Raw genomic sequence first — 16,068 nt, 5'->3', positions numbered from 1 at the left:
AGACGAAACGGAGGCTGCGACCGCGCCATGGCCGCAGCCTCATTCATTTCAACGTCACACGCCGTCGTTCCGGATTGCGCGCGACTTGCGCGCAAGTCCGGAACCCATAACCCCGATTGGTGGTTATGGAGTCCGGGCGCGCGCCAAGCGGTGCGCCCCGGGATGACGTACCCGACAGATCGGAATTCCCCATGCGCCGGCAGTTCACCTCGCACGCAATCAGCGCGATTGCGCTCCTGACGCTCGGCGCCCTTCCAGTCGGCGCCGCCGACAATTCAGCGATCAAGGACAAGGCCGCCGTCTGCTCCGGCTGTCACGGCGAGAACGGCATTTCGCAGACGGAGAACATTCCCTCGCTGGCCGGCCAGCCCGATCAGTTCATCCAGTGGCAGCTGGTGTTCTTCCGCGCCGGTTCGCGCAAGAACGACCAGATGCAGCCGATCGTGGAAGAGATCACCAACGAGGACATCCGCAGTTTCGGCGCCTATTTCTCGCAAATGACGCCGCCGAAGGCAGCGGAGGACAACGACCCGGACCTGTCGAAAAAGGGCGCGCAGGTTGCCGTCGGCCGCCGCTGCGCCTCATGCCACACCGACAGCTTTGCCGGCACCAAGGCCGTGGCGCGGCTCGCCGGCCAGCGCGAGGAATATCTCATCAAGGCGCTGCACGACTACAAGGCTGGCGCGCGCGTCGGCGGCGGCGTCGCCGCGATGGCCGATGTCGCCTATCACATGAGCGACGAGGAAATCACCGCGGTCTCGCATTATCTGGCGCATCTAAAGTAGCGCTGGGTGTAGCCGCAATCTCCACTGTCGTCCCGGCGAAGGCCGGGACCCATACCGCGTGATCTATCGGTGAGTGGAAGTATGAGTACCGCAAAAACTGAACAACTATCAGTCTTCGACCAAACCACCCCCCGGGGTTATGGGGTCCCGGCCTTCGCCGGGACGACAGCGGAGTGTGCAGCTACCCCGCCCGCTGCTTCTCATACGCCTTCAGATGCGTGTACGCGATGCGCAGCTTCGGCACCGGCACCTTGGCGGCATCGGCGCGGGCGATGAGGTCGCCGATGACGTGATCGGCCTCGACCGGCAGGCCGGCCTTGATGTCGCGGAACATCGAGGCCGTCATCGGTGAGCCCTCGGTGGTGATGTTGCCCTTCACGCGCTCGAAGAACGGGCCACCCGGCGGGTAGCCGGACGCGGTGGCGATGGCGCTGGTCTCATCGAGCATGCCGAGCAGGAAGTCGCGGCCGCCGGGAGCGGCAAGGATGTTGCCGACGGAGGTGCGCATCAGGCTGGTGCTTGCGGCGAGCGAAGAGAGGAACACCCACTTCTCCCACATGTCCTGCATGATGTTCTGGCTGGCGGTGGCACCAACGATGCCGTTCTTGAAGGCCTCGTCGATCGCCTTGACGCGATCCGACAGCTTGCCGTCGCGTTCGCCGTAATTGAGCGACTGCATCGGCTGGAGCTGCACCACCTCGCGCTTCTCGTTCAGCGTCGCGGCGATGGCGCAGAGCCCGCCGAGCACCCGCTCCTTGCCGAATTTGGCATCGAGGATGTCGAGATGCTTCATGCCGTTGAGCATCGGAATGATCGACGTATCAGGGCCGACCGCCGGAGCAAACGATTTGATGGCATCATCGAGGTCGAACGCCTTGCAGCTGAGCAGCACGACGTCGAACTTGTCTTTGAGCGCGTCGGCTTGAACGGTCGGCGGATTTTTCAGGGTCACGTCGCCATTCGGGCTCTTGATGACGAGGCCTGCACTCGCCAGCTCGCCGGCGCGGCGCGGCCGGACCAGGAAGGTGACATCGCGGCCGGCCTGCAACAGCCTGCCACCAAAATAGCCGCCGATGGCGCCGGCGCCGACCACGAGAATACGCATGGGATTGTCCTTGTTGTTTCTTCTTTGCCGTCGTCCTAGCGAAAGCCAGGACGACACCGGAGATGATTGCCCGGTTCGTCCACAATACGAAAATCAAGTCCCCGAGACCATCTCCTCGACCTCGCGCAGCTGCTCCTTGCCGAAGAACATCTCGTTGCCGACGAAGAAAGTCGGCGAGCCGAAGGCGCCGCGGGCGACCGCCTCCTCGGTGTTCTTGATTAGTCGCGCCTTCACTTCCGGTTCCTGAGCGCGGGCAAACAGTTTTTGCGCATCGAGGCCGGACGAGGCCAACGCCTTCATCGCAACTTCAGTGTCGTCCATCTTCTTCGGCTCGCGCCACATGTGGTGGAAGGCGGCCTCGACATATTTCTCGAACACGCCCTCGAGCTGCGCCGCGATCGCGGTGCGCATCAGGTTCAGCGTGTTGACGGGAAAGTGCGGATTGAAGACATAGGGCTGGACCTTGAAGCGCTTGATGAAGCGCTCGGTTTCGACCTGCTGGAATTCGCGCTTGTTCTTGATGCCGGCGAGCGTCTCGGCCGGCGACTTGTTGTTGGTCGATTTGAAGATGCCGCCGAGCAGGATCGGTACATACTCGAACTTGACGCCGATGCGCTGCTCGATCGCCGGGATCGCGAGATGGCTGAGATAGGCATTCGGGCTGCCGAAATCGAACAGGAATTGCGGGGCTGTGCGGGGCAAATTCGTTCTCCCTGGAGGCGCTTTTTTGGCATTGTGGCGCAGGCCGCGCCACAGGTCCATCGTTTAATGACGGTCATAATACTTTGGCGGTCAGATCAGGCGCCGGATTGCCCGCTTGCGCCACACCAGGAAGTAATAGCCCATCTGCAAAAGGAACATGGCGCAGAACACGATGGGATAGGCGGCCCACACGCCCTCGAGGCCGACGGTGCGGCTGAGGATGACCGCAGCCGGCAGCTCGATCGCGACAATCGCGAAGATCGACAGCAGCATCGGCGTGAAGGCGACACCGCCAGCGCGCATCGCGCCCGAAAACACCGTGGCCAGACCGAACGGCACCGAGCTCCACAGGGCGACGTGGAGCAATCCCTTCGCCAGATCCAGCACGGCGTCGTCGGTGATGAAGATGCCGAGCACGGCGCGCGGCGCGAGATAGATCAGCGCCACCAGGCCGCCGGTCAGGACGATGTTGAACGCAAGACCGGTGCGCACGATACTGTCGAGCCGGGCCCTGTCGCCGCCGCCGACGGCCTGGGCGCCGAGGATCGAGACCGCGATCGAAATCGACATCGCCGTGAACTGCGTATAGCCCATTACCTGGTTGACGGCGCCACAGGCTGCGGTGGCATTCGAGCCGAAGCCGTTGACGAGGCCGAGCAGCACCAGTTCGGCGATCGCCATCACCACCATGCCGATCGCGCTCGGCAGCCCGATGCCGAGAATTTTGCCGAGCATGGCGCTGTCGATCCGGAGATGACCCAGCAATGCAGCGTCCGGTGCGAGCGCATGCTTCTTCTGCAGCAAATAAACCGCGAGCACGATCAGCGTCGCCGCATTGGCGATCGCCGCCGCCCATGCCGGGCTGGTGATGCCCACGGCTGGCAATCCGAACGTGCCGCGGATCAGCATCGGCGTCAGGATCAGGCCGATCGTCGTCGATAACGCCAGCGCCAGGAGTGGCGTCAGCGCATCACCGACACCGCGGATCATCGCGGTCATCAGCAGGAAGACGAAGCCGAGCGGCATGGTGAGCAACACGACACGGGCGTAGGCGCTGGCCTGGTCCAGAATGTTCGCGGGCGTGGCAAGTAGCGTCATCAATTGCCGGCTGAAAACGCCGCCGACGAGTGCAATCGCAATCGAGAGCACCAGGCCGACCGTGAGCGTCGTGCCCACCACGCTTCTGATCTTGTCGTGCTCACCCGCGCCAAACGCTTGCCCGATCAGCACGGTGGCACCGGTGCTCAGGCCCATGACGAAAGCGAACAGGAAGAACATCACCGGGAAGAACGCCGACACCGCCGCCAGCGCGTCGACGCCGATCATCTGGCCGAGATAGACATTGCTGACGGTGCCGAACAGCGATTGCAGCGCATTGCTGAGCACCAGTGGCGCGAGGAAGCGGAGGAAGGTTTTCCAGAGCGGCTTTGGAGCAGACATGGGATAGGCCTTTCATCAGGACGTGCGAAGCCGTTGCCGCGCGAAGCGCGCGGCTCGGCCGTCGATGGGGTTGGAACAGCGACCGCGCCTTAGGCGCGGTCGCTGTAGGCGAGCTTGACGATGTGGTCGCGGATGTCGGTGGGCCAGTCCGCGATCAGTCCGGTGAAGCGTCGCCTGTCATCCGCGAACAGCGCGCGCGAGGCTTCCTCGAACTGCGGCAAATTGCCGGCCATGGTCGACATGAAGTGATAGGCCGCATCGCGTGCCTGCCGCTCGCGGTCCTTGTCGCCGCTGGCGCGACGTGCCTCGTCGACGAGCTTGCGCAAAGCGACCGAGGCGCCGCCTGGCTGCGCGCCGAGCCACTCCCAGTGCCGCGGCAGCAGCGTCACCTCGCGCGCGACCACGCCGAGCTTCGGCCGGCCGCGTCCGCGCGGCTCGGCCGGCTCTGCGGTCTCCTCGACAGGGGGCGGGACAAGCTTCGCCAGGCGTGCCAGCACCTCGCGATCCCCGCCGCGCAGATCGAAGTCGATCGATCGGCCCGTGGCGTCCTCGAAGATGACGATGGGCTCGTCCGGCCGTTGCGCCACCCGCTTGACGACCAGCGCGACCTCTCCTGCCGGCCCTGAGACCAGGCGACGCGGGCCCTGGAAGGCGGTGAAAATCTTTTGCATTGGAATCATTGCCATTTTGACGATGCTGGGCGCTTTAATACCCGGGTAAATTCCAGGCGTCAATATACCCGGGTAAAAATCCATCTGGATGGCTCGACATTGTGTTCCCGGGCTGGCACGAACGGCCTGGGACGACCGACCACGTCTAGCCTGGGGACCTCACGATGCTCACCGTTCACCACCTCAACAATTCGCGCTCGCAGCGCGTGCTGTGGCTGCTCGAAGAGCTGGGCGTGCCCTACGAGATCGTGCGCTATCAGCGCCAGCCGGACATGCGCGCGCCGAAGGAGCTGCGCGCGATCCATCCGCTCGGCAAGTCGCCTGTCATCACCGACAACGGCAACACCATCGCTGAATCAGGTGCGATCATCGAATATCTCATCGCCACCTACGGCAACGGCCGGCTGATCCCGCCGCCGAACACGCCGGAGCGGCTGCGCTTCACCTACTGGCTGCACTATGCGGAGGGCTCGGCGATGCAGCCGCTGCTGCTGAAGCTGCTGTTCACGCTGATGCCGAAGCGGGCGCCGGCGCTGTTGCGCCCGCTGGTGCGCAAGGTCTGCAACCAGGCGCTGACCGCGCTGGTCAATCCGCAGCTCAAGCAGCACATGGATTATTGGGAAGGCGAGCTTGCGAAGAGCGAGTGGTTCGCCGGCAGCGAGTTCACCGCCGCCGACATCCAGATGAGCTTTCCGCTCGAAGCCGCCCAAGCGCGCGGCGGGCTCGAGCAGGGCCACCCCAAGGCCATGGCGTTCCTGGAGCGCATCCATGCGCGGCCGGCCTATGCGCGCGCGCTGGAGAAGGGCGGGCCGTATCAGGTGGGACGGTAGTTATCTCACCGACATTTCGGGTTCACGCGGACCCGTCGACCTCCCGGGAAACAACGCGCCGATGCAACGACGAGACTACTGTCCCGCGGCTTCCGCACCGCGCGTGCGCGGATCGGGCGCGCCGAGAGGACCGTTCGGCGTCACGAGGATCGAATTGGCGGACGTCTGTCCCATCGGCTCGACGATGGCGTGGTCCATGGTCTTCAGCTCGGACAGGACCTGGTCGGGAAAGCCGCGCTCGATGCGCACTTCGTCCGGCAGCCATTGATGATGCAGCCGCGGCGCGGTGACGGCGGCGGCGACGTCCATTTTGTAATCGAGGACGTTGACGACCACCTGGAGCACGGTGGAGATGATGCGGCTACCGCCGGGCGAACCCGTGACCAGTACCGGCTTGCCGTCCTTCAGAACGATGGTCGGCGACATCGAGGACAGCGGCCGCTTGCCGGGCCCGGGCAGATTGGGCTCGTAGCCGACGAGGCCGTAGGCGTTGGAAGCACCGACCGCCGCGGTGAAATCGTCGAGCTCGTTGTTGAGCAGCACGCCGGTGCCTTCGGCGACGAGGCCGACGCCGTAGCTGAAGTTCAGCGTGTACGTGTTGCTGACGGCGTTGCCGCGGCTGTCGACGACCGAAAAATGCGTGGTGTTGCTGCCCTCACGCGGCGCCTCGGCGGCGGAGGCCAGCTGCTTCGACGGCGTGGCGCGATCGGTGGAGATGCCCGCGCGCAGCTTGCCCGCATAATCCTTTGACGTGAGGGTCTCGATCGGCGCGTTGACGAAAGCGGGATCGCCGAGATAGCGCGCGCGATCCGCATAGGCGCGCTTCATGGCCTCGATCAGGAGATGCAGCGATGCCGGCGATCCCTGCTTCAGATCGCCGAGTTGAAAGCCTTCGAGGATGTTGAGCGTCTCGACCAGCACCACGCCGCCGGAGGACGGCAGCGGCATCGAGACGATGTCGTAGCCGCGATAGCTGCCGCGCACCGGGGTGCGGATTACCGGCTGATAGGCCTTCAGGTCGGCCGTCGTCATGATGCCGCCGGCATCGGACAGTGCCTTGGCGAGCTTCTCCGCGACCGGGCCCTCGTAGAAGCCGCGTGGTCCCTGTGCGGCGACGGCCGACAGCGTTTCGGCAAGATCGCTTTGCACCAGCCGATCGCCTTCGACGAGAGACGTGCCGTCAGGACGCGAAAAGATTTTCGCGGAGGACGGCCAGCGCGCGAGGCGCCGGTGCCAGCCCGGCAGGCTGTCGGCGATGTCGTCGCTGACGACGAATCCGTCGCGGGCGAGCACGATCGCCGGCTCGAGCAGCTGCGCCAGCGTGAACTGGCCCGAGCCGTATTTCTCCAATGCCAGCGCAAGGCCTGCGACGGTGCCGGGCACGCCGACGCCGAGCGCGGAATCGCGCGACTTCGCGGCATCGGGCTTGCCGTCGGGACCGAGGAAGATCTGCGGCGTGGTCGCTGCCGGCGCGGTCTCGCGATAGTCGATCGCGATGTCTTCGTTGCGGCCAGTGGAATGGATCACCATGAAGCCGCCGCCGCCGATATTGCCGGCGCGCGGATAGGTCACCGCCATGGCAAAGCCGGTCGCGACCGCGGCATCGACCGCATTGCCGCCCCGTCGCAGGATGTCGGCGCCGACTTGCGCGGAGATCTTCTCCTGCGCCACCACCATGCCGTGCTCGGCGGCAACGGCGCGCACCGTATCGAGCGGCGGCGGAACATAGGCCCGCCGGGCATCCTGCGCTGTCGCAGGTGCTAGACCAAACGCTAGAGTGGCGAGGAAGGCGACAAATGTCCGCCGGGTCCAGTATGACGACATTATCAAATTTCCGCCGTGGCCTCGGGCCGGTTCACACGCCTCTCCTCAATGCTATACCGTTTGCGCTAAGAGAGACAAAACTGTTCGTGATGAGGACTTCGGAATGACGACGATCGCCCCCGATGTGCGCATGGCCGGCGTGCAGCGGACCTATCCGCCGCGCGCGGCTGTCGTCAGCTGGATCTTCTTCGACTGGGCCGCGCAGCCCTATTTCACGCTGATCACGACCTTCGTGTTCGCGCCCTATTTCGCGACCAGCGTTGCGCCGAATCCGGCCACGGGCCAATCGCTGTGGGGCTTTGCGATGGCGGCTGCGGGCCTCGCCATCGCGCTGCTGTCGCCGGTGCTCGGCGCCATCGCGGATGCGTCCGGCCGCAGGAAGCCCTGGATTGCAGGGTTCGGCACGCTGTTGGTGTTGGCGTCCTGCACGCTGTGGATCGGCAAGCCCGGCGATCCCTCGGTCATTCCGCCGCTGCTCACGGCGGTGGCGCTTGCCAGCGTCGGTGCGGAATTCGCCACCGTCTTCAACAATGCGATGATGCCGACCCTGGTGCCGCCGGAGCGCATCGGCCGGCTCTCCGGCACCGGCTGGGCCACCGGTTACATCGGCGGCATCGTCAGCCTGATCATCGTGCTCGGCTTCCTCGCCGCCAATCCCGAGACCGGACGCACGCTGCTCGGATTTACGCCGCTGTTCGGGCTCGATCCCGTCACGCATCAGGGCGACCGCATCGTCGGACCACTGACCGGCCTGTGGTTCATCATCTTCGTGACGCCGCTGTTCCTGTTCACGCCGGACTATCCGGCGAAGCTGCCGGTGCGTGAGGCGCTGCGCGAGGGCCTGCTGGAGCTCAAGCAATCGATCAAAAGTCTGCCGCAGCAGAAGTCGCTCGCGGCGTTCCTGCTTGCCAACATGATCTACACCGACGGTCTGGTGTCGCTGTTCGCGTTCGGCGGCATCTATGCCGCCGGCACGTTCGGCTGGCACACGATCCAGATCGGCACCTTCGGCATCATGCTCGCGATTGCTGGCACGTTCGGCGCATGGCTCGGCGGCAAGCTGGATGATCGTCTCGGGCCGAAGCGCGTGATTGCCGGCAGCCTGCTGGTCCTGCTGCTGTCGGTGGCGGCGATCCTTCTGGTCGACAAGGACAGTGTGTTGTTCGTCAAGGTGGCGCCGCCGCAGGCAGGCGCTCCCCTGTTCTCGAGCGCGGCCGAGCGCGCCTATCTCGTGCTGGGTTGTCTCATCGGTGCCGCCGGCGGCCCGCTCCAGGCCGCCTCGCGCACGCTGCTGATCCGCCTCGCGCCGAAGGACCGCATCGCGCAGTACTTCGGCCTGTTCGCGCTGACCGGGAAGGTCACGTCCTTCATCGGCCCGCTGCTGATCGGCATGATCACCGCCGCGACGGCGAGCCAGAAGGCCGGCATGGCCGTGCTGGTGGTGTTTTTCGTCGCCGGGTTGGGTCTGTTGATGCGGGTGCGGGAGCGATAAAACTCCGCTGTCGTCCCGGCGTAGGCCGGGACCCATAACCACAGGGAGTGGTTGCCGGACGAGCTGGTAACTCCGAGTCTTCGCAAAACTATTGCTGCGGCGCATGGGTCTCGGCCCCCGCGCGCAATTGCGCGCTAGGCCGGGACGACCCCGTTGAGAGTTCAGCGCACCAAACTTCAGTGCCTGAAGTGCCGCGTGCCCGTGAACACCATGGCGATGCCGTGCTCGTCGGCGGCCTTGATCACCTCGTCGTCGCGCATGGAGCCGCCGGGCTGCACCACGGCGGTGGCGCCGGCTTCGATGCAGGCGAGCATGCCGTCGGCGAAGGGGAAGAACGCATCCGATGCCACGACCGAACCCTTGGTGAGCGGCTCGGCGAGCTTCAGCTCAGTTGCCGCATCCTGCGCCTTGCGCGCCGCGATCCGGGCCGAATCCACCCGGCTCATCTGGCCCGCACCGATCCCGACGGTGGCGAGATCCTTGGCGTAGATGATGGTGTTTGACTTGACGTGCTTTGCGACCCGGAACGCGAATTTCAGGTCGCGCATCTCGGCATCCGTCGGCGCACGCTTGGTCACGACCTTGAAGGTCATGTCGTCGACCACGGCGTTGTCGCGGCTCTGCACCAGCAGGCCGCCGGCGACCGTCTTGGCAGTGAGGCCGGGCGCGCGCGGATCGGGCAGGCTGCCGGCGAGCAGCAGGCGCAGGTTCTTCTTCCCGCCGATGATGGCGATCGCTTCCTCGCTGGCGTCGGGCGCGATGATCACCTCGGTGAAGATCTTCGTGATCTCGCGCGCGGTGTCGGCGTCGAGCGCGCGGTTCATCGCGATGATGCCGCCGAACGCCGAGGTGGAATCGCAGGCCAGCGCCCTGCGATAGGCCTCGACAAGATTCGAGCCTTCCGCGACGCCACACGGATTGGCATGCTTGACGATGACGCAGGCCGCGGTGCGCTTGGTGTCGAACTCGCCGATGCACTCATAGGCCGCGTCGGTGTCGTTGATGTTGTTGTAGGAGAGCTCCTTGCCCTGGAGCTGCCGCGCGGTCGAGACGCCCGGGCGCTTGTCCGGCGTCGCGTAGAACGCCGCGGTCTGGTGCGGGTTCTCGCCGTAGCGCAGCGACTGGATCAGTCTGCCGCCGAAGGCGCGGAAGTCGGGCGCATCGATCTCGAGCTGCCGGTTGAACCAGTTCGAGATCGCGGCATCGTAGGCCGCGGTGCGCGCGTAGGCCTTCGCAGCGAGGCGCCGGCGCAGCTTCAGCGTGGTCGCGCCCTTGTTGGCGGCGAGCTCGTCGAGTACGGCCTTGTAGTCCTCGGCCTCGACCACGACGGCGACGTCGTCATGGTTCTTTGCGGCGGCGCGGATCATCGCGGGGCCACCGATGTCGATGTTCTCGATGCAATCCTCGAAGCCCGCGCCTTTGTCGACGGTCGCCTCGAACGGATAGAGATTGACGACGAGCAGGTCGATCGGCGCGATGCCGTGCGCCTTCATCGCCTCCGCATGCTCCTTGTTGTCGCGGATCGCGAGCAGGCCGCCATGCACCTTTGGGTGCAGCGTCTTGACGCGACCGTCCATCATCTCGGGGAAGCCGGTGAGGTCGGAGACGTCCTTCACCTTGAGGCCGGCGGCGGCGATGGCCTTGGCGGTGCCGCCGGTCGAGACCAGCTCGACGTCGTGCGCGGCAAGCGCCTTGGCGAACTCAATCAGGCCGGTCTTGTCGGAGACGGAGAGAAGGGCGCGGGTGACGCGGCGGGGATGGTCAGTCATGAGCAAGATCCTCTGCTAAGGGAGTGTCTATGCCCAGGCGCGCGGCGGATGTGTCCCGCGCTTCCCGATGGTGCTCCATCCAAGGTCGCCAGTCGCGCGAGCGAGGGCTCGATAGCAGCTTTTGGCCGTTTTCACAACGACGAGATGGGGCCGAATTCGTGCGTTTACAGCGGAAGTTCCGGCTCGCGGCGAGCGTTGCGGCGGGCATTGGTGACTGCGGGCGAGGCGGTAGAGCGGATGAAGCTCCAGCGGATCGAAGGTGCCTGCCGCGCGTCCTGGCGGATCACGATCTGCGCGGTGCGGCGCGGGCCGTCATTGCCGGCCAGGAACACGCTGTCCTCGAGGTCGACCTTGTCGTCCAATGCCTCGAAGGTCCAGACGTCGCGGTTCGGCAGCACCAGCATGACGCCGCGGGCATCCGACAACCGGCTCGCCTTCACGGCCGGATGCAGATGGAAGCGCAGCGCGAAATCGGCATCGGCGCCCTTGAAGCGTCCGCCCTGCGGCGGCGACAGCGTGTCCTCGCCGTCGATGCGCGCGCCGTCATTGGCGATCATCAGCACACGGCGATGGATCGCACCGAATTTGGAGAGATAGCCGTCATGCGAGGTCGTGAGCAGCGTGCCGTTCTGCACGACCTCGCGATAGCTCTCGACCTCGACCGGGCCGCTGGTGACGGGCGAGCCATGCAGCAGGCGCTTCATCGCCGACATCTCGACGAACTGGCACGAGGATGTGTCGTGATAGGTCAGCGTCGAATGCGCCGCGGTGCCGCGCGCGAACGGCCGCCAATTGTCGCGGCCCGTGGTCGGCATGCCGCAATTGGTGACGATGCGGCTGATGCCGGAGGACAATTCGAACGACAGGCAGCCCGCATGCGCGTCGTGGCTGACGCCGGCCGGCGGCGGCGGACCGGTGTCGATGATCAGCGTCGTCTGGCCGGCATCGAGGCGCTGGAAGCCGGTGTGCGGCATGTTCGCCATCGGCGCGCCGTGGGTGTCGTCATAGGCGAGCAGCGTCGCGAGCAAATCTGACGGCGTCGCGCTCATGCCGTTGAACAGCGCGAAATTGCCGTCGCCGTGGCGGAAGAAACGCAGCATCGGCATCATGCGATCGATGGCGTTGAGCAGCGCCGGCGGTGGCGCGATGTTGCGCGCAGCAAAAGTCTGCCGCAGCGGCAAGAGGTCGATCAGGAGCTCGATCAGCGCGCCCGGGTTGCGCGAGATGTGGCCGCCATCGGGCAGGATCTGCCGCTGCAATTCGTCCGAGAGCTTTTTCGAAACGCTCCGGATGTGACGCGCCTGGTTGGCGAGGCACAGCGCCGCATAGCACAGCGCGATCAGCACCTGCAGCTTCGGCACCCCGTCGGGGATGTCGACCATGGTGTAGCGCAGGAAGCGGATCTCGCGCGCGAGGGCGCGCAAATAGCGGCGGTAGAACTTGTTGTCGGTGTCGTTGAGCACCAGGGGCGCCTGCGACAGCAGCGAGATCACGCGCCGCGCCAGCACGTCGGCGCGTCGCGCCACGGGACGGCGCTTGTTGGCGGGGTTGGCGATCCAGTCCTCGACCAGCGCGCGCGCATTGGCCCGCGTCAGCGCGGTGTCGGCGGCGCGCAAGTGGCGCAGCCAGCCGAAGCCGAGCAGCGCGACCTCCCAATCCTCCGACGGCGGCTCGAGATCGAAGATCGAGCGGCCGTGGCAATTGACGATCTTGCCGGCGAAGACGAAGCGGCCGGCGTAGATCTCGGCGGCGCGGGTCGCATCCGCCGTGCGTAAGTCATGCGGCGCGATGATCAGCCGGTCGGTACGGCCAGGCCAGACCCGCGACAGCGCAACCGAGCCGCCGCTCGCGCGCGCGAGCATGTTCCGCGCGAAGCGGTTCATGACCAGCGTCGAGATACGTCTGCGTTGAGCGACCGACACGCCTTGCCTTGAAGGGGGAGAGAGGATTCCGACGAATCCTTATTAATCCCAAAATCGGCCGGCTGACACCACCCTGAACGGCGCGAATCGGCGTCGGGATTGCAAAAACCAGTGCAAAATCAGGATTTAACGAGCCGGCTTGCGAAGAATCCATCGAGCCCGCCGAGCTTGGGATCGGCGTTCGGCAGATGGCTCGGCAGGGTGCGCAGGTCGCCATCTGCGGTGATGATTTCGGCGAGGCCCGCGACCTCCGACGCCGCGATCGGGACGCGGCGAAGCGCGGGCTCTGCGGCCAGCAGCGCAGCCACGGCGTGCTCGCCTTCCTCGGGTTCCAGCGAACAAGTGCAGTAGACCAGCGTGCCGCCCGGCTTGAGCAGCGAGACGGATTTCTTCAGCAGTCGCTGCTGGAGCGCGGTCAGGGCGGCGATGTCGGATTCCTGACGGAGCCAGGCAACATCGGGATGACGGCGGATGGTGCCGGTCGAGGTGCAGGGCGCGTCGATCAGGATGCCGTCGAAACCTTCAGGCGGGCCGGCCCACTCCACGGCGTCAGCGACGACGGTCTCGGCCTGGAGCGACAGCCGCGCCAGATTCTCGCGCAGCCGCGACACACGGGCGGGCGAGCGGTCGATCGCCGTGACATGCGCGCCCGATAGCGCCAGTTGCGCGGTCTTGCCGCCCGGCGCGGCGCAGAGATCGGCAATGGACTTGCCCTTGATGTCGCCGAACAGCCGGGCCGGCAGCGCGGCGGCGGCATCCTGCACCCACCATTGTCCCTCGGCGAAGCCGGGCAGCATGGTCACCGAGCCGTGCAGCAGCATCCGCACCGTTCCGGTCGGCAGCGTCTCGCCATGCAGGCGGCTCGCCCATTGTTCGGCGTCCGACTTGACGGTGAGATCGAGCGACGGCTCATGGCCGAGCGCCAGTGCCATGTCCCTCGTGGTCGCCTCGCCGTAATGCGCGCTCCAGCGCGCCAGCAGCCAGGGCGGCAAGTCGAGCGATTGCGTGGCGACCTCGTCGACCAGCGCCTTGCCCTCGCGCGCGCAGCGGCGCAGCACGGCGTTGACGAGGCCGGCATAGCGGGCGGCGCGCCGGTCGGATTGCACGAGGCGGACGGAGAGATCGACGGCGGCGTGATCGGGCACGTCCATCCAGAGGATCTGGGCGGCGCCGATCAGCAGCGCGCTTTGCGCGCGCGGCGCGTCGGAAGGAATGCCCTTGTCGAGCAGGCGGGACAGCACATGGCCGAGCGTGCCGAGCCGGCGCAGCACGGTCGCAACCAGTCGGCGCATCAGCGCGCGGTCGCGGTCGGCCAGCGTCTTCAGTCCGGGATGGGCGCCACCGCCGTCGAGCTGGTCGTCAAGCGTGCGGTGCTTGTGCAGGACGCCGTCGACGATGTCGGCGGCAATCCGCCGCGCCGCGAGACCAGGCACTTCGGACGGAGGGGCGAAACGTTGAGATGGCATGCGGAAGCAAGGTTCTGAGCGAGCGGCAGTTCCGCCGCTATGGGCGCATGCCTAGAGAGTTCGATCTGTGGCACGCGAATATGCCAAATGTAAGAATCGCTTTCGGTTTTTTCAGCCCTCCGGGCCTGATTTCAGGAATGCGATATTGGACGTCGCGTTGCGCCTCGTCCTGCGCTAGAAGCGCCGGACCATGAGTGACCAGCCTCCCCTTCCCGAGCGCAAGCCGCTCTCGCCGGCCGCCCAGCGCGCGTTGGCCGAGGCCGAAGCGCGCCGGCAGGCTGCTGCTGCGGCTCATGCCGAAACGGCGGCGAAGGAATTGCAGGGACCGAAGGGACCCGAGCCCACCCGTTACGGGGATTGGGAGCGCAAAGGTATCGCCTCGGACTTTTGAGGCGCCGGTTCTCCACTCTCTTGCCGGTTCAGCCGACTCAGCCCTAGCGTGCGCGGATGCCGCGCTTCGATCCCAGCCATCCATACCGGCCGTCCTACCGCGGCTCGCCTTTCGGCCGGCGCTTCTCCGGCTTGCTCCCGTGGATGTTCGTGGTCGGCGTCGCGGTTGCGATCGTGCTTACGTTCCGGCACGGAACCAATTGGCCCATTCCGCATGCTGATGACGGCCGCTCACGAGACGCCGAGATCATCCTGCAGCAATCCGCCAACGCCGATGCACGTCAGCCGGTCGATGTCATCCGCACCGTCGACGGCGACACCTTTCTTGCGCGTGTGCATCAGCAGGGCGGCCGCGATCTCGTCGTGCGCGTTCGCCTGCGCGGCATCGATGCACCCGAGATGAAGGCATCCTGTCAGGAAGAGTTGACCAAGGCTGAAGCTGCGACCGACGCGCTGCGTGGGCTGCTCGGCCAGGGCGACGTCACGCTCACCAATCTCGGCGCCGACAAATACGGGCGCGTTCTCGCCGACGTCGCGACCCGGCGAACCGCCAACGTTTCGGCGGCGCTGCTCGCCGGCGGTTACGTGCGGAGCTACAATGGCGGGCACCGCGACGGCTGGTGCGCGCGAAGCAGGCGCTTCTGGTAACAAAAAGACCGCGTCGAACGACGCGGCCTTTTCGATTCTCTTTGATTTTGACGATCAGCGCGTCACGACCACCGTGGTGCCGACCGAGACGCGACTGTAGAGATCGGTGATGTCGTCGTTGAGCATGCGGATGCAGCCGTAGGAGACGAAGCCGCCGACCGAGCCCGGCACGTTGGTGCCGTGGATGGCATATTCGCCGCCGGCCAGCGTCATTGCGGCAACGCCCATCGGATTGCGCGGCGAGCCGCCGGGAATGACGTCGGGAAGCTGCGGCTTGTCGCGCTTGACCTCGGCGGGCGGCGACCAGGCCGGGTTGCGATACTTGCCGTCGATGCGGGTGGTGCCGGCCCATTGCTTGCCGGACTTGCCGACGCCGACGGGATAGCGCACGGCGTGGCCGCTATCGAGGATGAGGTAGAGTTTGCGCTCGCTGGTTTTGACCACGATGGTGCCCGGCGAATAGTCGGCGAGGCGGGCCCCCACCATTTCCGGCCGGGCCTCGGCCGCGCTCGACATCAAGACCCCTGCCCCGATGGTGGCGGCCAGCGCCACTGCAATCCTCATCGACATCAATGCTTCCCTTCCGTTGCCCCGAACGGGTCGTCCAAATCTACGCAAACCCGGCAATGGCCCGCTCGCCCACACAGTATTAACCGCGCCCGTTAACCGGATGGTTTCCACGCACGGCCGCTGAGGGCCAGCCAGCAGCGGGAACAAAGAAAATGTTCGAAATAAAGTAAATGACCTGAAAACAACACTCGATGGGAAAGAAGCGGCCACGCCGCCGCGCGCCCTGACAAGGGCGTGAGGATGTGAACGGCCGTTGTTTCGAGGGGGTTTTGGTGCGAAAGGCAGCGCCGTGTCCCGGACGCGCTGCAGCGCCATAAGCGCGTTTACGCGCGTCTTCGACGCGCTATGGCGCTGCTGCGCAGAGCCGGGACCCAGCTCTTTCTCTACGCGGATAGATGGGCCCCGGCTCAGCAGCGCACCGCTGAAGGAGCGCTGCGCTGCGTCCGGGGCACGA

At 65.9% G+C, this 16,068-nt stretch carries 14 protein-coding genes and 1 riboswitch; of the genes, 5 read left to right on the top strand and 9 right to left on the bottom strand.

Annotated elements, in window-relative coordinates:
- The first annotated feature begins 191 nt into the window (after positions 1–191).
- Positions 192–785 (top strand): c-type cytochrome, encoded by a 594-nt coding sequence (locus XH79_RS15470; protein ID WP_271582177.1) that lies wholly within the window; start codon positions 192–194, stop codon positions 783–785.
- 181 nt (positions 786–966) lie between these two features.
- On the opposite strand, the gene panE is transcribed toward XH79_RS15470, so the two are convergent.
- The 4 genes from panE to XH79_RS15450 form a co-directional block, all read right to left on the bottom strand.
- A complete protein-coding gene (gene panE / locus XH79_RS15465; protein ID WP_271582176.1) occupies positions 967–1,890 on the bottom strand; it encodes a 2-dehydropantoate 2-reductase in 924 nt (307 codons plus the stop codon).
- Between the two features lie 93 nt (positions 1,891–1,983).
- A complete protein-coding gene (locus tag XH79_RS15460; protein WP_212346159.1) occupies positions 1,984–2,592 on the bottom strand; it encodes a 2-hydroxychromene-2-carboxylate isomerase in 609 nt (202 codons plus the stop codon).
- Between the two features lie 90 nt (positions 2,593–2,682).
- A complete protein-coding gene (locus XH79_RS15455; protein ID WP_271582175.1) occupies positions 2,683–4,032 on the bottom strand; it encodes an MATE family efflux transporter in 1,350 nt (449 codons plus the stop codon).
- Between the two features lie 89 nt (positions 4,033–4,121).
- A complete protein-coding gene (locus XH79_RS15450) occupies positions 4,122–4,718 on the bottom strand; it encodes a DUF2239 family protein (protein ID WP_271582174.1) in 597 nt (198 codons plus the stop codon).
- Between the two features lie 149 nt (positions 4,719–4,867).
- Here XH79_RS15450 and XH79_RS15445 point away from each other — a divergent pair, with 149 nt between their 5' ends.
- Complete coding sequence (locus XH79_RS15445) at positions 4,868–5,533, top strand: glutathione S-transferase family protein (protein WP_211405171.1); 666 nt, start codon at positions 4,868–4,870, stop codon at positions 5,531–5,533.
- Between the two features lie 75 nt (positions 5,534–5,608).
- Here XH79_RS15445 and ggt read toward each other — a convergent pair whose 3' ends face one another.
- The gene (gene ggt, locus XH79_RS15440; protein WP_271582173.1) at positions 5,609–7,357 is read right to left on the bottom strand and encodes a gamma-glutamyltransferase; all 1,749 of its coding nucleotides are present in this window, start codon (positions 7,355–7,357) and stop codon (positions 5,609–5,611) included.
- Positions 7,358–7,460: 103 nt separating this feature from the next.
- On the opposite strand from ggt, the gene XH79_RS15435 reads away from it, so the two are divergent.
- Positions 7,461–8,849: an MFS transporter gene (locus XH79_RS15435; protein WP_271582172.1), complete on the top strand. Its 1,389-nt coding sequence runs from the start codon at positions 7,461–7,463 to the stop codon at positions 8,847–8,849.
- A 176-nt stretch (positions 8,850–9,025) separates the two neighbouring features.
- Here the strand turns inward: XH79_RS15435 and purH are convergent, their stop codons facing one another.
- From purH to XH79_RS15420, 3 genes are all read right to left on the bottom strand, one after another.
- Positions 9,026–10,618 carry a bifunctional phosphoribosylaminoimidazolecarboxamide formyltransferase/IMP cyclohydrolase gene (gene purH / locus XH79_RS15430; RefSeq protein ID WP_271582171.1) on the bottom strand — a complete coding sequence of 531 codons (1,593 nt, stop codon included), beginning with the start codon at positions 10,616–10,618 and terminating at the stop codon, positions 9,026–9,028.
- A gap of 24 nt (positions 10,619–10,642) precedes the next feature.
- Positions 10,643–10,724: riboswitch (ZMP/ZTP riboswitch) on the bottom strand.
- 58 nt (positions 10,725–10,782) lie between these two features.
- A complete protein-coding gene (locus XH79_RS15425) occupies positions 10,783–12,501 on the bottom strand; it encodes a heparinase II/III family protein (RefSeq protein WP_271582170.1) in 1,719 nt (572 codons plus the stop codon).
- 158 nt (positions 12,502–12,659) lie between these two features.
- Positions 12,660–14,006 carry an RsmB/NOP family class I SAM-dependent RNA methyltransferase gene (locus XH79_RS15420; protein ID WP_271582169.1) on the bottom strand — a complete coding sequence of 449 codons (1,347 nt, stop codon included), beginning with the start codon at positions 14,004–14,006 and terminating at the stop codon, positions 12,660–12,662.
- Between the two features lie 190 nt (positions 14,007–14,196).
- On the opposite strand from XH79_RS15420, the gene XH79_RS15415 reads away from it, so the two are divergent.
- Positions 14,197–14,397 carry a DUF1674 domain-containing protein gene (locus tag XH79_RS15415; RefSeq protein WP_271582168.1) on the top strand — a complete coding sequence of 67 codons (201 nt, stop codon included), beginning with the start codon at positions 14,197–14,199 and terminating at the stop codon, positions 14,395–14,397.
- A 56-nt stretch (positions 14,398–14,453) separates the two neighbouring features.
- Positions 14,454–15,044, top strand: a complete 591-nt coding sequence (locus tag XH79_RS15410) for a thermonuclease family protein (protein ID WP_271582167.1) — start codon at positions 14,454–14,456, stop codon at positions 15,042–15,044.
- A gap of 54 nt (positions 15,045–15,098) precedes the next feature.
- On the opposite strand, the gene XH79_RS15405 is transcribed toward XH79_RS15410, so the two are convergent.
- Complete coding sequence (locus XH79_RS15405) at positions 15,099–15,614, bottom strand: L,D-transpeptidase (protein WP_212346190.1); 516 nt, start codon at positions 15,612–15,614, stop codon at positions 15,099–15,101.
- Positions 15,615–16,068: the final 454 nt, after the last annotated feature.

It is taken from the genome of Bradyrhizobium sp. CCBAU 45389 (assembly GCF_028128625.1).
Lineage (GTDB): Bacteria > Pseudomonadota > Alphaproteobacteria > Rhizobiales > Xanthobacteraceae > Bradyrhizobium > Bradyrhizobium liaoningense_B.
The sequence above is the reverse complement of the archived record's forward strand: the minus strand, read 5'-3'. Positions and strand labels throughout refer to the sequence as shown.